Source organism: Heyndrickxia sp. FSL K6-6286 (genome assembly GCF_038630395.1).
Taxonomy (GTDB): domain Bacteria; phylum Bacillota; class Bacilli; order Bacillales; family Bacillaceae_C; genus Heyndrickxia; species Heyndrickxia oleronia.
On record NZ_CP152029.1, the window covers coordinates 3,601,148 to 3,618,981 of the forward strand.

19 protein-coding genes are annotated in these 17,834 nt (G+C 34.2%); 11 read left to right on the forward strand and 8 right to left on the reverse strand.

The window, feature by feature from the left end; translation table 11 throughout:
* Window positions 1–2: 2 nt before the first annotated feature.
* The 3 genes from MHI39_RS18100 to MHI39_RS18110 form a co-directional block, all read right to left on the reverse strand.
* Complete coding sequence (locus MHI39_RS18100; protein ID WP_341043327.1) at window positions 3–1,232, reverse strand: metallophosphoesterase; 1,230 nt, start codon at window positions 1,230–1,232, stop codon at window positions 3–5.
* A 137-nt stretch (window positions 1,233–1,369) separates the two neighbouring features.
* On the reverse strand, window positions 1,370–2,623 hold the full coding sequence (locus MHI39_RS18105; protein WP_212942501.1) for an ABC transporter permease: 1,254 nt from the start codon (window positions 2,621–2,623) through the stop codon (window positions 1,370–1,372).
* A complete protein-coding gene (locus MHI39_RS18110) occupies window positions 2,616–3,515 on the reverse strand; it encodes an ABC transporter ATP-binding protein (RefSeq protein WP_212942503.1) in 900 nt (299 codons plus the stop codon). Before MHI39_RS18110 ends, MHI39_RS18105 begins: the two co-directional genes overlap by 8 nt.
* Before the next feature lie 208 nt (window positions 3,516–3,723).
* Here MHI39_RS18110 and MHI39_RS18115 point away from each other — a divergent pair, with 208 nt between their 5' ends.
* Both MHI39_RS18115 and MHI39_RS18120 read left to right on the forward strand, forming a co-directional pair.
* On the forward strand, window positions 3,724–4,440 hold the full coding sequence (locus MHI39_RS18115; RefSeq protein ID WP_058004730.1) for a TerC family protein: 717 nt from the start codon (window positions 3,724–3,726) through the stop codon (window positions 4,438–4,440).
* A 103-nt stretch (window positions 4,441–4,543) separates the two neighbouring features.
* Window positions 4,544–4,729: a YhzD family protein gene (locus MHI39_RS18120; protein ID WP_212942506.1), complete on the forward strand. Its 186-nt coding sequence runs from the start codon at window positions 4,544–4,546 to the stop codon at window positions 4,727–4,729.
* Between the two features lie 141 nt (window positions 4,730–4,870).
* On the opposite strand, the gene MHI39_RS18125 is transcribed toward MHI39_RS18120, so the two are convergent.
* Together MHI39_RS18125 and MHI39_RS18130 are read right to left on the reverse strand one after the other, a co-directional pair.
* Window positions 4,871–5,656: an enoyl-CoA hydratase gene (locus MHI39_RS18125; RefSeq protein WP_342539876.1), complete on the reverse strand. Its 786-nt coding sequence runs from the start codon at window positions 5,654–5,656 to the stop codon at window positions 4,871–4,873.
* A gap of 321 nt (window positions 5,657–5,977) precedes the next feature.
* Window positions 5,978–6,616, reverse strand: a complete 639-nt coding sequence (locus tag MHI39_RS18130; protein ID WP_280618256.1) for an NAD(P)-dependent oxidoreductase — start codon at window positions 6,614–6,616, stop codon at window positions 5,978–5,980.
* A 182-nt stretch (window positions 6,617–6,798) separates the two neighbouring features.
* On the opposite strand from MHI39_RS18130, the gene MHI39_RS18135 reads away from it, so the two are divergent.
* Entirely contained in the window at window positions 6,799–7,233 is a 435-nt protein-coding gene (locus MHI39_RS18135; RefSeq protein WP_278891537.1) for an Rrf2 family transcriptional regulator, read from the forward strand.
* 264 nt (window positions 7,234–7,497) lie between these two features.
* Here MHI39_RS18135 and MHI39_RS18140 read toward each other — a convergent pair whose 3' ends face one another.
* Both MHI39_RS18140 and MHI39_RS18145 read right to left on the reverse strand, forming a co-directional pair.
* Window positions 7,498–8,364 carry a Cof-type HAD-IIB family hydrolase gene (locus MHI39_RS18140; RefSeq protein ID WP_058004725.1) on the reverse strand — a complete coding sequence of 289 codons (867 nt, stop codon included), beginning with the start codon at window positions 8,362–8,364 and terminating at the stop codon, window positions 7,498–7,500.
* Window positions 8,365–9,039: 675 nt separating this feature from the next.
* Window positions 9,040–9,393 (reverse strand): YlbF family regulator, encoded by a 354-nt coding sequence (locus MHI39_RS18145; RefSeq protein WP_058006830.1) that lies wholly within the window; start codon window positions 9,391–9,393, stop codon window positions 9,040–9,042.
* A gap of 180 nt (window positions 9,394–9,573) precedes the next feature.
* Between MHI39_RS18145 and MHI39_RS18150 the strand changes: the two genes are divergently transcribed.
* The 8 genes from MHI39_RS18150 to ugpC all read left to right on the forward strand — a co-directional run bounded on the left by MHI39_RS18150 (window position 9,574) and on the right by ugpC (window position 17,374).
* Entirely contained in the window at window positions 9,574–10,962 is a 1,389-nt protein-coding gene (locus MHI39_RS18150) for a YheC/YheD family protein (RefSeq protein WP_342539877.1), read from the forward strand.
* Window positions 10,925–12,007 (forward strand): YheC/YheD family protein, encoded by a 1,083-nt coding sequence (locus MHI39_RS18155; RefSeq protein WP_342539878.1) that lies wholly within the window; start codon window positions 10,925–10,927, stop codon window positions 12,005–12,007. Before MHI39_RS18150 ends, MHI39_RS18155 begins: the two co-directional genes overlap by 38 nt.
* A 57-nt stretch (window positions 12,008–12,064) precedes the next feature.
* Window positions 12,065–13,414 (forward strand): YheC/YheD family protein, encoded by a 1,350-nt coding sequence (locus MHI39_RS18160; protein WP_342539879.1) that lies wholly within the window; start codon window positions 12,065–12,067, stop codon window positions 13,412–13,414.
* Entirely contained in the window at window positions 13,411–14,607 is a 1,197-nt protein-coding gene (locus MHI39_RS18165) for a YheC/YheD family protein (protein ID WP_278891532.1), read from the forward strand. Before MHI39_RS18160 ends, MHI39_RS18165 begins: the two co-directional genes overlap by 4 nt.
* Window positions 14,608–14,651: 44 nt before the next feature.
* Entirely contained in the window at window positions 14,652–14,870 is a 219-nt protein-coding gene (locus MHI39_RS18170) for a DUF5342 family protein (RefSeq protein WP_058006836.1), read from the forward strand.
* Window positions 14,871–14,966: 96 nt separating this feature from the next.
* Window positions 14,967–15,158 (forward strand): hypothetical protein, encoded by a 192-nt coding sequence (locus tag MHI39_RS18175; protein ID WP_278891530.1) that lies wholly within the window; start codon window positions 14,967–14,969, stop codon window positions 15,156–15,158.
* 97 nt (window positions 15,159–15,255) lie between these two features.
* Window positions 15,256–16,164, forward strand: a complete 909-nt coding sequence (locus MHI39_RS18180) for a helix-turn-helix domain-containing protein (RefSeq protein ID WP_278891528.1) — start codon at window positions 15,256–15,258, stop codon at window positions 16,162–16,164.
* Window positions 16,165–16,273: 109 nt separating this feature from the next.
* Window positions 16,274–17,374: a sn-glycerol-3-phosphate ABC transporter ATP-binding protein UgpC gene (ugpC, locus tag MHI39_RS18185; protein WP_058006839.1), complete on the forward strand. Its 1,101-nt coding sequence runs from the start codon at window positions 16,274–16,276 to the stop codon at window positions 17,372–17,374.
* A gap of 150 nt (window positions 17,375–17,524) precedes the next feature.
* Here the strand turns inward: ugpC and MHI39_RS18190 are convergent, their stop codons facing one another.
* Entirely contained in the window at window positions 17,525–17,770 is a 246-nt protein-coding gene (locus tag MHI39_RS18190) for a hypothetical protein (RefSeq protein WP_278891561.1), read from the reverse strand.
* Between the last annotated feature and the right edge of the window lie 64 nt (window positions 17,771–17,834).

Here is a 17,834-nt window from a genome sequence, read left to right on the forward strand (position 1 = left end):
CTCTATGAATTGGAATGGACCAATTCAAAAACCAATTGTTCGGCTTCTTGCAATAGATTTTTCTTTTCATGTTCTGTCATCTTTTCTAAATAGCGACTGCTATATGGATTTCCATACAAGTCTTCTAAAGCCTTTTCAAATGATTCTTCTTGAGTTAATTCTGCAAGAGTTTGTTCCAGTTCATTTTTAAAGGTTGGTTCAATTACTAGTTGATCTTTTACATGACAATTTACACTAATTGTCCAGACAAAGGATTCCTCATACTCCTCTCCATCTTGAAGAGCTTCCAATAATTCACCATTCTTTATTTTTTCAATTGCTTCTTTCTCAAGCATTTCAATATTTTTAATGGTCATTTCGAGAAGTACACCCTGTGATGAAGAACGTTGATGATTCATTTCTTTTCTGCATAAAAGATATAAATCAGAGAACGTTCGAATCTTTGAAGCATCAATACTTATGTCACTCCAAAGAATATCTGCTGTTTCTATATGACTTAAAGTGGTTTCATGGGATGATAGATTTACTACTATACAACCTTTCGATCCTTTCTCCTTCCGATTCCGCCCTTGAATATTACCTGGGTACACAATATAAGGATGATGATCTTGGTGGAGAAATTGCTGCTTATGAATATGCCCTAATGCCCAATAATCCATTTTCTTCTCAAGTAACTCACCAATTGTAAAAGGTGCATAGGGTTGATGATCTGAGCTCCCACCGTCAACATTTCCGTGAAGCATTCCGATATGAAAATCGGCAGGTTCAATTTTTTTATATTCATTGATTCTTTTCTCTGTTACATGTCTTTCCGGATAACTGAATCCATATATATGGACTCTTTGCCCTTTTTTAGTAATAAACGATTTCATCTCTACACTAGATGAAAAAACATGAACATTACTTGGCATGTCAATCGTTGTCCAATTTCCACCTAGATGATCATGATTACCATGAAGGATAAATACTTCTATTCCCGCCTGCTCGAGCCTTATCATTTGCTTTCTAAGTCTTGCTTGAGCTTTTATACTTCGATCCTCTCCATCATAGAGGTCACCTGCTATTAAAACGAAATCCACCTTCAAAGATATTGCATTATCGACAATTTTAATGAAAGATGCAAACGTACTTTCCTGAATTCGATTAAGAATCGTTTTGGGTAAGTATTGTAATCCGATGAATGGACTATCTAAATGGAGATCTGCTGTATGGATAAATTGAAGTTGGCTCATTTCACCATCCTCCTAAACGAATATATGTTCTTAGGATAATTATAAACGATTTTATAAGATTTTAAAGGGGATTGCTGTAAAAACAAACGTAAAAATGGGCTATCCAACAAGAAAGGAGGATAGCCCATTCAAATTCTTTATTTATTTTTTGATAACTGAAGTGCTTTTTTTATATTTTTTAATGAATTAGACTTTCCATACATAAGAACCCCACCGCGATAGATTCGAGCTCCAATAGATGCCATAATAATTATCGACACGATCAGAACAGCAACCCCGGATAAGCCAACCCACATTGGTAAGTCTAACATCCCTACACGCAAAAACATAAGCATTGGTGTAAAGAAAGGGATATAGGAAGTAACTGTAACAAATCCCGCTGATGGATTGTTTAATCCAGACATAGCAATAAAGAAACCAATCATAATTAAAAAGGTCATTGGCAACATCATTTGCTGTGCGTCTTCAATACGACTAACAAGAGATCCTAAAAATGCTGCTAATGTTGCATATAATAAATATCCTAATAGGAAAAATACAATAGCGTAGATGATTGTTGAAACTTTAATATCAGAAAAACCAAAAACCTCGAAGAAACCGCCTTTTAACTCACTTAAGTTCTGTTTAATTGTAAAATATGCGACTAAAAGCAAGACAGCCATTTGGGTAATTCCAAGCAGGGCAGCCCCAATAATCTTGGCAAACATTTGTTGTGTAGGAGATGCACTCGAAATAAGAATTTCCATTACACGAGATGCTTTTTCTGTTGCTACTTCCATCCCAACACTGCTTGCATAAAAAATGACTGAAAAATAGATCACGAAAAGAAGAATATAAACGAGTCCACGAGCTTGGGCAAGTTCTTCAGAAGATTTTGCATTATTTTCGAGACTGACTTCTTTAAACACAATTGGGCTATTTAGAAGTGCCAGCTTATCAGCTGTTAAATCTAATTGGGATGCAGCCATATCTGATTTCACAGCTTGCAAGGCCTGTGATAATTGACTGGATAATTCAGTATTTGTAAGTGTAGGGGCTTTATACGTTGCCTCTGGCAAATTAGATTGATCCATTGATATCGTGATTAATCCATCATACTCACCAGCATTCACAGCTTTTTGTAACTCTGCCTCACTTTTGCTTTCTTTAATAAGTTCGATATCTTTATTTGTTACTTGTAATTGTTTTTGAAAAGATTGAAATACTGAATCTGTTTGATCGAGAACGACAATTTTTTCTTTTGAATCACCACCGGAGAATAAATCAATGATTCTGTTCATATTTCCTAAAATTAACACACCAATAAGCATAATAATTGATGTAATAATAAATGATTTAGATTTTAATTTTGAAACATAGGAATGACCTAACATGACACCAAACTTATTCATAGGAAGCACCTACCTTTTCAATGAAAATATCATTTAACGATGGTTCCTCTAATTCAAATTTCCTCACAAAGCCTTTTCCATTAATTTGATTCAAGATTGTTTGCGCCGTATCTTCACTTGATATTTGTAAATGCATTCCCTGTGCAGTTTTTTTCGTTTTTAAAACACCGGGAATATCTTGTAAAAACATAAGATCAAAATCGGCATGAATCGTGACATTTTTCTTTCCAAATGATTTCTTTATTTCACGTAAACTTCCGTGAACAACTGGCTTTCCATGATGCATAATACAAAGATTTTCACATAGCTCTTCAACATGCTCCATCCGATGGCTGGAAAAAACGATGGTTGCTCCATTATCCCTCAAATCGGTAACAGCAGACTTTAATGTTTCCACATTTACAGGATCCAACCCACTGAATGGCTCATCCAGTATAAGTAATTGAGGTTTATGGAGAACTGAGGCAATAAATTGGATTTTTTGTTGATTTCCTTTAGATAATTCCTCTACTTTTTTATCTATGTATTCTGGAACATTAAACCGATCTAACCAATAGTTTAATTCTTTCAGAGCTTCATTTTTGTCCATTCCTCTTAGGCGGGCAAGATAAATTAATTGGTCTCTTACCTTTAGTTTTGGATATAGTCCTCTTTCTTCAGGCAAATAACCAATAAAGGGGCTAGTGGAATAATCAATTTTTTTACCGTTCCACGTAATATCTCCTTCTGTTGCGTCCATAATCCCCAAAATCATTCGAAAGGTTGTTGTTTTTCCTGCACCATTCGCACCTAAAAAACCAAACATTTCCTTTTCTGGAATAACGAGAGAAAGATGATCAACTGCAACAAATTGTCCAAATTTCTTTGTTACTTGATCTAAATTTAATGTCAACTTAGTTTTCCTCCTTTTTCTAACCACTTATCTTTTATACGTAAAAAGTCTTAAAAGGTTCCATTAAATTCTACTCCATTTACTTTTCTAGTTATTTATCCAAACATTTTCTAGTCTATCTATAAAAAATATATGTTAATATAATAATAGATTAATATGGTAGATGGATGAAAAGAGACTTTATATAAACCAGGAGATGGGAAAAAGAATGGAAAATATTTTTCCAATTGGACTAGCACTTTCAACTAGTTCTTTACTAGTGTTACTCAAAATTATTGCAATAGATATTGTATTATCCGGGGATAATGCCGTAGTTATTGCCATGGCTACGCGAAATCTACCAAAAGAACAACAAAATAAAGCGATTGTATGGGGTACTGGTGGAGCAGTAATATTACGTATTATTTTTGCGATCGTCATTGTACAGCTATTAAAAATCCCATTCGTAGAAATTATTGGAGGACTTCTTCTTATTTGGATCGCCTTCAAGGTTCTTGTAGGGGATGAAGAAGATGTTCATGTAAAATCACAAAGCGGAGTATTAAAAGCAATTGGAACCATTATCTTGGCTGATGCAGTCATGAGTTTAGATAATGTGGTTGCACTAGCTGGTGCAGCTGATAATCATATTGGATTAATAGCTATCGGGGTCATGATTAGTATTCCTGTCATGATTTTCGGCTCGAAAATGATTGTAAAAGCAATGAATAAATATGCTTGGATCGCTTATATAGGTTCAGGTATTCTTGCTTGGACAGCAGGAGAAATGTTAATGAAGGAAGAAAAGCTCCTTCACCTTTTAAATATTTCTCATGGACCAATCACATATATTATAGCAGGAATCATTACAATTCTCGTTTTAGTCGCTGGATATACTGCTAATCGAAAAATAGCTGCAAAAAGGGATATCCAACACGTACATTAACTTGATAAGAACCATTGAATTCTTTATTAGGTGAAAAAGCCAGCATTATGGCTTTTATATAAGCAAGCAAAACAACCAATAAATTGGATGGGGGAATTAAATCATGGCTATTTACAAATTAACTGCTTTTGAAGCAAATGGGGAAAAGATTTTAGATGAAAGCATTGAAGCAGCCAATGATCATGAAGCAAAGGTAAAAGGGGAACAGCTTCTAAGTGAAAATAATGCGTTAGAGAAAACACATCGCTGTACATCACCAAATGGAAAACTCATATTATTTCATCGTTAATAAACCCAAGAGGTTGTTGCAAAGACAACCTCTTGGGTTTTTCTCTGGGCTCTTTTCTCAAATATTGTAAAGTTTTAATTTATATATCCGGATGAAGATGGCTCCCCATTCCTCTTACTAAGAAAAGAGCTTAATTTAACATCATTCACCGATGAATTTCGGATTTCGCTTTTCTATAAAAGCTTGTATTCCTTCAAAATGATCCTTCGTGTGCCTCATTTTCCATTGTGAATGTTTTTCTAATTCCAACGTTTTTATAAGTTCCTGTAATTGTAGCTCGTTATAGATTTTTTTAGTTTGAAGCATCGCTTCAAGAGGCTTGGTTTTCCATTGATGAAGTTTGTCTTCAATAGCCATATTTACATCGTTTGCTATTTCATCAATGATTTCAGCCTTCAATGCCACCTCTGCTGTCAATACCTTTCCCTGCCAAATAAACTTCTTTGCCTTCTGTTCTCCCATCCTACGTTTAAGCAAAAAATGTCCCCCACCATCGGGAACTAATCCAATTCCAATAAAATTCATAGCAAGCTTACTCGTTGAATCTGAAATAATATAATCTGTTGCTAATGCAATACTCAAACCTAGCCCTGCCGCAGCTCCCTCAATCCCGGCAATCGTTAGTTTTGGCATAGTATACAAAGTCGTAATGAGTTGATTAATATCATCCATTACTAAGAAAAATTCTTCCTCGCCCTGGAGCTGGAACATTTCTTTTATATCTCCCCCAGATGAAAATGCCTTTCCCTTCCCCTGCAACACAACAATTTTGATGGCTTCATTTAATGTCATTTCATTAAGGCAATCCACTAGTTCTTTAATCATAACCGTATTTAATGCGTTTAATGAGGTCGGCCGATTAAATTGGATAAAGGCCGTATTTCCTTGAATATTTGCATCAATAGTTTGGTAAGTTAATGATCCCATTTCTACCCCTCCGTGAATAAAAGTTATTCCTATCTTTAAGAATAACTGAATGATGATTCATTCACAACTAAAATAAAAGGCACTTTTCTCAATTTTAACTAATTAAAGTTTCACCTGATAACTATTGCTGTAGACCACTACACTTTTCATTTCATTTAGAAAAGAGTGCAAACTCCATAAGAATCACTGAATTCTTTATTAAGGGTTTCGCTGTTACAATAGAAATAAACTAGAAAAAGACTTAGTTTTTTAGACATCCACATAACAAAATACCATTAGCTTTGAACTAACGGTATTTTGTTTGTTCTATAATTAGGAAATTTATTCTGCTTCACCCACAACAGTAAATCGTTCATTTATATGTTGAGGATTTTCTATCTCATCCACTACAGCTATTGCATAGTCAGCATAGCTGATATAGCTTTCACCCTTCGAATTAACAAGAAGATGATCTTTTCCAGCTTGATAAAAACCGGTTCTTTTTCCTTCTGAATCAAACATTGCTGAAGGGCTAATAAAAGTCCACGTAATATTCGAGGATTCCTGTAAATCTTGTAAGTTACGTCCTTGCCCCTTCGCTGTTGGTATAAAGATATCAGGAAAATCAGGTGTGTCCATTACTCTAATGGTTTTGTTCTCATCTACAAATAAACTTCCTGCTCCACCGACAATGATTGCTCTAGTGCTTATTCCTTTTAGTGCTTCCATTAGAACACGTCCAGCATCCACGTGTGCTTGCTCTTCTCCAAGGGGGGCACCGAAAGCATTAACCACCACATCAAATGGTTTAATATCATCTGATGTAAGGTCAAATATACTTTTTTCAATGACTGCATCAACCTTTTCTTTTAGTTTAGATGCATCTCTTATTATCGCTGTTACTTGATGACCACGATTTACAGCCTCTTTTAATATTAGATTTCCAGCTTTACCATTTGCACCAATAATTCCTATATTCATTGTAAGTCCTCCTATTTTCAATTGTAACTAAAATGATTACATGTAACCATTTTAGTTACAATATGAACCTTTGTCAACTTTTAAAAGGGTTTTATATTCGCATTTCAACATCTTAATACACTTGTAACTGAGCTCATTACAGGTATAATATGTAGATAGAGCTTTAAAGGAAGGTGAAATACTTGTCTATTAGTAGTCGGTTTTCCGTAGGAATTCATATTCTAGCTTTAATTGAAATAAATAAAGATGGAGTCAGTACTTCAGAATTTTTGGCTGGAAGTGTAAATACGAATCCAGCGGTAATAAGAAAAATTATGGGAATGTTAAAAAAGGCGGGCTTAGTAAAAGTACAACCTGGTATTGCTGGTGCTTCTTTAGCGAGAGACTTATCAACTATAACTTTGCTTGATGTGTACCAAGCCGTTAATGTTGTGAAAGAGGATGAATTGTTTAGTATTCATGACAATCCAAATCCTGATTGTCCTGTCGGACGAAATATTCAAAGCACAATTGGGCCGTTATTTACATTAGCACAAACAGCTTTAGAAAAAGCACTCGGAAGTGTATCAATAGGAGATGTAGTAACGGACATCCTTGAAAAGGAGAAGCAAAAGTGAAAAAGTAATTAACCTTCCTTCTTTCTCATAGTGGCCAATATATCGAAAAGGCACGATTCTCATATTGAATCGCACCGTTAATTAAGAAAATAGACCTTTAACTGATGAAGCATATCAAAATGTTTAACTGCCAGTTTCGGATGAAAACTCAATCATAGTTACTATTTTAAATAAAGTTTTAACTAATAAATTTAGGGTTAAAAACCGCCAACCCGCTTCATTTCATTGAGAATGGAGCTGAAGCCTTGCAAGTACCTTCTCTTACTATTTTATTACATTCATTTTTTTCAAAAAGTCGATTGGTTGCTGCTTGCGAAAATGTTCTTTAACCATATAGGATACTCCATTCTCATTGTTCGAACGAGTTATCCAATCAGCGGCCCGCTTCAATTGAGGAGATGCATTTCCCATCGCAACCCCAAGACCTGACCACTCAATAAGTGGAAGGTCATCTTTACCTGATCCGATCATCACGACTTCATCTCTTTGAATATTGAGGCGATCGCAAAGATACAAAACTCCCTTCAGTTTTGAAGTTCCATTAGGGACAATTTCTAATATGTGTTCATCATTTTCAATACAATCCACCTCATGAAACATTTCTTGAATAGCTTTTTTGGCATCAATCATATCAATGTCATTCATAAACCGGACTTCTATTTTAGGTGGTGAGACCGGAGTTTCAATAAGTTTATCTAATAAGGAATCAACAAATGTTTCAGAATAAGAAAAACGATTGACTGGTTGAATAACAAATTTACCCATAAGATTAGATGGGGTTCTTTGTTTATTTGCAATCGTGTATCGTTCATGAACTAATTTTATTTGACAATTAAAAGCCTCTAAAAAACGCACTAAATCATGAGTAACATTTTCATTAATTCTCTTCACCAAAATCGGTTTATCCCTATCTCGTGCTACAAACGAACCTTGATGCGTGACAAGGCATGTGTCAAGATGCAATTCCCGAGCTATTCTAGTAGCAGACGAAAAATTTCTTGAAGTTACTAAAGTTACCTTGATCCCTTTTCCAATAGCTAATTCGATTGCTTCCTTTGTTGCTTTATTTAAACGACCATTGTCTTGCAACAAGGTACCATCAATATTTAAAGCAAGCATTTTGTAAATCATAGATGTTCCCCCTTTAGCGGATGACTAACCAGAATGATTCAATATGCATTTTATCCTTTCTATAGTTTTATGAATGGGACAAATCAGATAGAACAAAAGCTTAAAGAAAAGGGATGCGCCGTATATATAGCAATAGAATTGAATTTAAGATCTTCCTTTATTTTTTTAGTAACATATATTTGCTTTTGTACAGACCCTACTATCAGCGCGCTTCAGTTCTTATAATAACTTTCAGGTAAATAAAATGGAGGTGAAGGCCCTTTACCTTTATTTACTGTGAAAAGAGTTGATCTCTTATTTTGGGGATTTATTTATTCTCTTTGGTTACCTTGGATCGGCAGTTTTGTACTTTTGGGGTTTCATTTGTTCCCTTTGGTTACTCTGGATTGACGGTTTTCTACTTTTGGGGACTCATTCGCTCTCTTTGGTTACCCTGGATCGGCGGTTTTCTACTTTTGGGGATTCATTCGCTCTCTTTGATTACCCAGAATCAGCGTTTTAATCCTTTTCGGGGTTCTTTCGCTCTCTTGGTTACCCAGAATCAGCGTTTTAATCCTTTTCGGGGTTCTTTCGCTCTCTTTGGTTACCCTGAATCGGCGGTAAATAAAAAAAGAATTGGGATTACCCAATTCCTTTCTTGTCACGTGTGAGTGATTATGTTTTTATTTAACTACATTAACGCTGCATTGAACCGTATAGTTCATCTAAAGGTTTCATAATAATTTTATTTAATTCGTTGATTGCCATGCTCATTCGTTGCTCAGCTTCCATCAGCTGAACAATTTTTGGACTTTGTTGTACTTGGGCAGCTACAGTTTGCGCTTTTTGTACCTCTTCTTCAGAAATATCTTGGCCTGTCATTTGTTTTTCTTGTAAACTCATCTGAATTTCCCTAAATCCATCAAATAAATTTTTAGCAGAAGCATCTTGTAATACAGCTTCATACATTGCTTTTAAATGTCTATATTCCGCACCATTTCGTAATGCCTTTTCTAATTCATATGCATAATCATAAAGATTTGTTGCCATTAATATACCTCCTTGGAATTCATAAAAAAAGAAACTATAGTTGCACTATACCAAAGTATGGCAGTCAATGCGAATTTGATACATATAAAATGTAATATGAACCATCTGGGCATTTCTCTCATATGATAACTTCAAAGTCTAATTGTATGATTGATAATCATTTGTAAACGGGGTCTGTTTATGATGTATCAAGTAATGATTCATCCATTATTATCTTTAACTGACGAACATCCAAGCATTGAAATTTCAGATGAATTACTAGCAAACTTAAATATACCTCTTAAGGATAAAATTACAATCCAACTTGGAAATGAAACCATAATAGCAAACCGAAAAAAATCAAACCTCATGAACAGTAAAGAAACGATTCTTTTCAATCAAGCATGTGTTCAAAAGGCAAAGATTCCATTTCTTCCTCTAAAACTTCAAGCAACAGGTCATCAACAAATTTTACTATTAGGACCAGTTATCGCAATTATTACTGAAATTAAAAAGAAACCAAATCTGGAAAATCTATTTCCAACAATTCGATCATTTTGTCAAGAATTACATGAATATAGCCAACAAAACGGAGGCTTGGTTTATGTTTCAAATTTAACCAGATTTCCACAAAGTGGATTTCATTTTGATGGCGAGCAATGGGTAGAGGGAGAAGTGCCTAAGTGTAATATCATCTACAATAGAATTCATAACAGATTAATCGAAAACAAGCTAGGTTTTCAAAATCTAAAACAATTATGGAAGGATAATCATATTCTTTTATTCAATGATAGCTTTCTTTCCAAAAGGCACGTATTCGACATTTTAAGAAAGAAAAAAAATCTTCAAACCTTCCTTCCAGATACCGTTATTTTTTCTGAAGCAATGTTATTTAAATGGATATCCACACACTCAGATGTCTATATAAAGCCTAATATGGGAAGCCAAGGTCGTTTTATTATTCACTTTTTTATTAAAGATGGCCAGTTTTATATTGAACAAACATCCTTTTCTGATCAATTACAGCATTCATTTTTAACACTAAAAGATGCTAGTGAATTATTAAAAAAATGGATTGGAAAAAGAGATTTTATTATCCAACAAACCATCCCTTTTATCAAAATAAATAATCAAAAAATTGACTTCCGTATTCTCTGTCATAAAAATTCCCAGCATCAATGGACCGTTACCTCTACGGTTGCCCGGTTATCTGCCGAAAACCATTTTGTATCAAATATTGCTCAAGGTGGATTCATCAGCCGTCCTGAAAGTATATTGTTATCTATCTTTAATCCTAAAAAAACAGAACAAATCCTTCACTTAATGAGAGAGTTAGCCCTTGAATCTGTAAACACACTTAGCAATGAGGCAAACGGTTTAATAGGAGAACTTGGTGTAGATATAGGTGTAGATATGGATGGAAAGCCTTGGCTTATCGAAGTAAATTCCAAACCATCCAAGCTAAGGGATGGCAATAATCCACGATTTCGCCCATCAACAAAGGCGATATTTCAATACTGCAAGGCATTATGGATAGAAAGGAGTCACTTGAATGACCAATCTAGGAATTTTAACGATGACACCATCTGAAAGTCATCTTTATTTTAATGAAATGGCAAAAAAAGCTCACAAATATAACATCGTCTTATACTTATTTTCCCCACTTTCTATTGATCCTTCAACATTAATGATTAAAGGCTATCAATTTGATTCTTTGGAAAATAAATGGAAAGAAAAGAATTTCCCCATACCTAATTATTTATATGATAGGTGTTTTTATGGTGAGGACCGTAAATCGACTGAAGCACAAGCAGTTGTATCCTGGTTAAAATCACAACCTAATATAAACTTTTTAGGATATGGCCTACCAAATAAGTGGAAATTGTATGAGGAATTAAAAAAAGAGCCCTCTATTTCTCCCTATTTACCGTTAACAAAAAAAGTTGCAAATGCTGAACAAGTGTTAGCTGAATTAAACATGCACAAAGAAATTATATTAAAACCTATTAACGGTGCTCATGGTTTTGCTGTTTATTCGTTTAAAAAAATCGGTAAATCCATTAACGTACGTACAACAAAGAAAAATAGAGTGATAGAAAAGCTATTTGAAAGTAACGATAGCTTCGACACATGGTTAGAAACTTTATTGACGAAGCAGATTTTTATCATGCAACCACGAATCAATAATCTCAATAAAATGAAAGAGCCATTTGATCTTAGAATACTAATCCAAAAGGATGAAGAAGGTAAATGGAATGAGATAGGAAGAGCCATTCGGTGTGGAAAACAGAATGGGATCTTAACAAATTTAAGTGCAGGAGCCAATATACTCCCCTTTCATAAATGGAAAGAGATGAATTCAAAGCTTAATCATTCATACATCGAACAGGAGCTTAATGATATATTAAAGCATTTACCAGCTAAACTAGAAGAAAAATTTCATCCTCTTTTTGAACTAGGGATAGATATTATTATCGCCAATGATCAATCACTTTGGATATTAGATATGAATTCAAAGCCTGGCAGAAAAATCATCCAATTAACGGAGCCAAATAATTTAGATACACTTTACTCAGCTCCTCTTTCCTATTGTTCTTTTTTACACTCACAAATCAATCATGCCATATCTAATTAAAATCCTTATTTCTAATACTGCGAAAAGAACCCATTAAATTTAAGCGAGGTGCCTTAGATGCCTAAACGCTATAAAATCGAATTTTTTGAAGAGGAAGAACTAGTTTATTATTATCCAAATAACATTTCAATAGAACCAAATGCAGTGGTTTTCGGTTCAAAAAAGGCTGAAATTACCGGCAAAAAACAACCTAATGGACGGAATACATTATCGATTAGTACTGGTTTAGCCAAACAACTAACGATCCCAACTTTTCTCTCTTCAATAACTATATTTCAATCAGATTCTTCCCTCATATTTGGTCCTTTAGTAGGTATATTTACATCGGGCTTTACTAATTTTCCTGTTAAGCCGATTGGGGGACGCTCAAACTTATTTTCAAAGCTATTATCTCTTCATTCATCTGTTGGTGTTGTTCCATTTCTCTTTGGTGAACAGCATATTAATTGGGAGAATCAATCGATTGAAGGACATTTTTATCATAATGGGAAATGGATACAATTGATCGTTCCATTCCCTAATGTCATCTATGATCGTCTTCCAAACAGACGAAGTGAAAAGTTGAAGACAACACAAAAAGTAAAGGAAAGACTTGAAAAGGACTTTTTTATTCCTTGGTATAATCCGGGATTTTTCAATAAATTAGATGTATATGAACGATTATTTAATGATCGGAAAGCACTCTTGTATTTACCTGAAACGAGTCCATTTACATCCTTCCATCAAGTTGAACGAATGCTCTCAAAATATGGGCAGGTGTATATTAAACCTATTAATGGAAGCTTAGGGCTTGGTGTTCATCAGGTTATTTATGATCGAAAAACCAATCATTACTATTGCAGATACCATGATACCGTTAATCATTTATTAAAATTCTCTTCCTTAGAATCACTAATTAATCATGTATTTGCAAACAAAAACTTGGATAGGATGCTCGTGCAACAAGGGATTCAATTAATTCGCGACCATCGACGTCCAGTTGATTTTCGCGTTCATGCCAATAAGGATGAGAATGGTTCCTGGAAAATTAGTGCAATTGCTGCAAAAATTGCGGGAAGTGGAAGTCCAACCACCCATGTAAAGACTGGCGGCGAAGTAAAAACACTTACAGAAATTTTCCCAAAAGAAGAAGATCAAAAAAAATACAAAACTAAATTAGAACATGCAGCAATGGATTTAGCAGTGGCAATTGAGAAGCATTTAGATGGAATTATTGGGGAGATCGGCTTTGATTTCGGTATTGATACCAATGGAAATGTATGGCTTTTTGAAGCGAATTCCAAGCCTGGTCGGTCCATATTTTCACATCCTGGTCTAAAGGATTCCGATGTATTGACAAGAAAGCTCACGCTTAGCTATGCCATTTTCTTAACGAAAAAACATATACATGAGGACCTTTCCATATGAATATTTTTTTTGACAAAAAAAGAAATGCTTTTGTCCATGATGAAGAACAGTCACCATTTTTCTGGGGAGCACAGGATGAGCTCCTCCCTCTTTCTAACGAAAAAAATGAATTCACGTACAAATTTAAATTACTGAAAACCAATCAACGAGTTGGCCCGTTAATAGGTGTATTAACCAGTAAGACTAAAAATGGCCATGTTGCAGGAAATAAAGATTTATATGTTAATTTACAAAAAAAGCTACAGTCGGCTGGAGGACTTTCTTTTGTTTATACTTTAGATGATATTGCGGAAAATTTCATCAATGGATCATTTTATGTGATAGAGGAAAAGAAATGGGTTCAAGCGACATTTCCCTTTCCTAATATCATCTATAATCGAATAACACTTAGATCGGAAGAAAAGACTGAGCAATTTTTAAAGCATAAACTAGAAGCAATGAATCAACAGTGTTTCTTTTTCAATCCTTCCTTTATCGATAAGTTCTCCATGTATCAATTGTTTAAAAAAAATGCATATCTCCGACCTTTACTCCCCGAAACTAGCTTAATAAAAGGGCAGGAGGAATTTCAAAATTTTTTAACACTGCATCCTAAAGCGTATATAAAACCAACCATTCGTTCACAAGGAAATGGGATATTTTTAGTGAAGAAAGAGGGAAATGGAAGCTTTTTTTATCAGAAAGCTGAAACCAAAAAGCAGTTTGCTTCTTTTCAAGATCTATGGGACCATGTGGAAAGCACATTACAAAAATATCCATTTATTGCACAAAGAGATATCGAAAGTGCCAAAATTGAAAATAAGAAATATGATTATCGAATACTTTCCCATTATTCGAATAAAGAGTATCAATTAACTGGGGTAGGAATAAGAACAGCTAATATTAATCAAATTACGACACATGTTTCAAAAGGTGGATCGATTATCCCTTATAAACAGGTTCGTAAAGCATCACTTGAAAAAGTTTTTCATTGGATACTTCAAGAATGTGGAAAGTCACTTTCAAATGAATTTGGAGATTTCCTGGAATTCACTATTGATCTTGGGCGTGATGACAGCGGAAAGCTATGGATATTTGAGGTAAATGCAAAACCTATGAGTTTTGATGAAACCGAAATTGAAGAAGCTAGAATACAGGCATTAGTTCAACTCTTTTATGAAAAATCTATATTTTCCCCTGAACCCTCAATTTAATTAAGCTATAATAGAGAAAACACTATAAATTCGGGGGAATTTCTATGATTCAGCATTTTCAATTTCAATCACTATATAAGCACGAACAATTGCCTGGCTGGAATATTTCGTTCTATTTTAATAAAGAAAAAATGGAGGGAATCTACCATCCAGATGGTCGAATTGAATGGCAACAGCGATATACTTTCGATGAAGGTGTTGAAGAAGAAATTAAAGGACAAATCCACGAATTAATGCTCTATCATGTCTATGATAACCGTTAATCATTACCATTAAATTGAATGTATGTTTCCACCACATGCCTGCTCAAACTAAAAAGAATGATGATTTTTTCATTTTTATTTTTAGGAGGAGATCACATGGCTAGAAAGAGGGAATCAGAATTTTTACCAGATACACATTATGAAGGAAAAGACCAAGTTTATTTAGATGTTGATCGTATGGTCAATGAAGGAATGTCAGGAGGCTCTGTCCATATGCGTGCAGACTCAACAAATATTGAAGAAGCCGTTGACTTTTTCCCGGAAGATCCTCCAAAAGAAATAGAATAAATAGAAGGTGATCACTATCGATCACCTTCTTTTTCTTTGAAAGAATCTTTTGATTCTAATAAAATAAATATATCAAATGAAAAAGAAGGACAAAGTGATGATCAATAAACTCTATGAACGATATCCCAATGCTCATATATCATCTAAACCATCAAACAATTCTAAACTGATATGGTTTTATGTTGAGATTGATAACCAATATATAGGAATCCCATTATCCGAATTATCGGAGGCTGAAAAGGAATTATTAAAAACACTTTTCCCTAAATATCATGAAATACAGAAATTGAATACGAATGAATCATCTAAAAAATGGTTTGAATATTTATATGGTACGGGGAATGACTACCCCGTTAACGAACCAAATTCTGAATATCGGATTATCCAATTTTCAATTACACAGTACAAAGCTGATTTTGAATCTGAAGACTGGATGGAAGCGATCAAAGCCTTATTTCCCCATGAAATCACTATTATCTTTACCTCTCAAAATAATGGGGCCATTATTGAAAAAAAACATAATTATTTCCTTACACTTGATGAACTTTATACGTCGATTCATGCTTTGGAAAGTGATTTTTATTTTAAGATCCATTTTTTTATCGGTCAATTTAAAGCACTCACAAATGAACTAAAATCTTTATTTCAATTTGAACAAATTTTATATTCTTTTGCTAAAAAAGAAATGGGAAAAGATCGAGTATTTACTCTTGAAAAAGTCTTTCCATTATATCTTTTAAAAAATATACCTAGTCAAACTAGAAGGATAGGTTTCTCAACTATCTATGACATTTTTCAGGATGATCCTGAACTAAGAAGACTAATTAAGCTTTATTTAGAAAATCAAACAAATGCTAGTTTAACAGCAAAACAGCTCTTTTTACACCGAAATAGTCTGCAATATCGAATCGATAAATTTACCGAAAAAACGGGATTTGACTTAAAATCATTTGCAACCTCCGTTATTGTATATTTAGCTTGTTTAGACTTTGAATATTTTGATTAATTTGCAGTTTGCCTAATAATTTGAATTTTTTTTGTGCAGGATGTCCATAGTCGTCTGAAAGGGCTTTCTTTATTATGAATAATAAGAGAATTTAAAGGAGGCATAACCAATGGCAGAAATTGTATTGGATCATGTTTACAAAATTTATGATAATAAGGTGACTGCAGTAACAGACTTTAATCTTCATATTCAAGATAAGGAATTCATCGTATTTGTTGGCCCTTCCGGTTGTGGAAAATCGACTACTTTACGTATGATTGCTGGACTTGAGGAAATCTCTAAAGGTGATTTCTACATTGATGGTAAGCGAGTGAATGATGTTCCTCCAAAAGACCGTGACATCGCCATGGTTTTCCAAAACTACGCACTATATCCCCATATGACCGTATATGATAATATGGCTTTTGGTCTTAAATTAAGAAAAGTTCCTAAAGCTGAGATTGACAAGCGTGTGAAAGATGCTGCAAAAATCTTAGGACTTGAAGAATATTTAAAGCGTAAACCAAAAGCTTTATCTGGTGGACAAAGACAACGTGTTGCATTAGGTCGTGCAATTGTTCGTGATCCTAAAGTGTTCTTAATGGATGAACCACTATCGAATTTAGATGCAAAATTACGTGTTCAAATGCGTGCTGAAATTGCCAAACTTCATCAACGTTTACAACCAACAACCATCTATGTCACACATGACCAGACAGAAGCTATGACAATGGCAACACGCATCGTTGTGATGAAGGATGGAGTGATCCAACAAGTTGGCACACCTAAAGAAGTATATGATCATCCACGTAATGTCTTCGTAGCAGGTTTTATCGGATCCCCTGCCATGAACTTTTTCAAAGGCAAATTAACTGATGGTCACTTCGTTATTAATGAACAATTAAAGTTTGCTGTTCCAGAAGGAAAAATGAAAATATTAAGAGAAAACGGTTTTATTAATAAAGAGATCATCTTTGGTATTCGCCCTGAGGATATTCATGATGAACCATTATTTATTAATGCTTCATCCGACACAAAATTTTCAACAAAAATAGATGTTTCTGAACTAACAGGAGCAGAGACGATGCTTTACTCCAAACTTGGTGATCAAGAATTTATTTCCAGAGTAGACTCTCGCTCTGATATCCGTCCGGGGGATGAACTTGAGCTTGCCTTTGATATGAATAAAGGACATTTCTTTAATCCAGAATCTGAAGAAAGAATTGGATAATTTAAATTTAATGAATAAACACCTTGCTCAAACTCCAACTTTCACAGAGCTAATAGGATAAACCAAGGCTTTGGAGATGAATCAAGCGAGATCAACTAAAAACTTACCAATAAAAAAGCAATCGATCGATTGCTTTTTTTATTGCTCATTTTAAGTAATCGTAATTTTCTTCTGAACATCAAATCCACAATTAGGGCATTTAAATAAATGAACACATTCATCTTTCTGTGTGCTTACTGGATCTCCATCAGCAAGCTTAATTACATCAATATCCATATAAGGACTATAGTCATCATAGAAATCATAAATTCTTCCTTGATCAAACATGCTATTATCACAATTTGGACAAGCTAGTATTGCTTCACCCATACCATTACATAAGGCACACCATTTCAATCCAATCACATCCCTATGCGAAACTGTCTTCAATTATGTTTCCCATAAAAACATGTACACTATT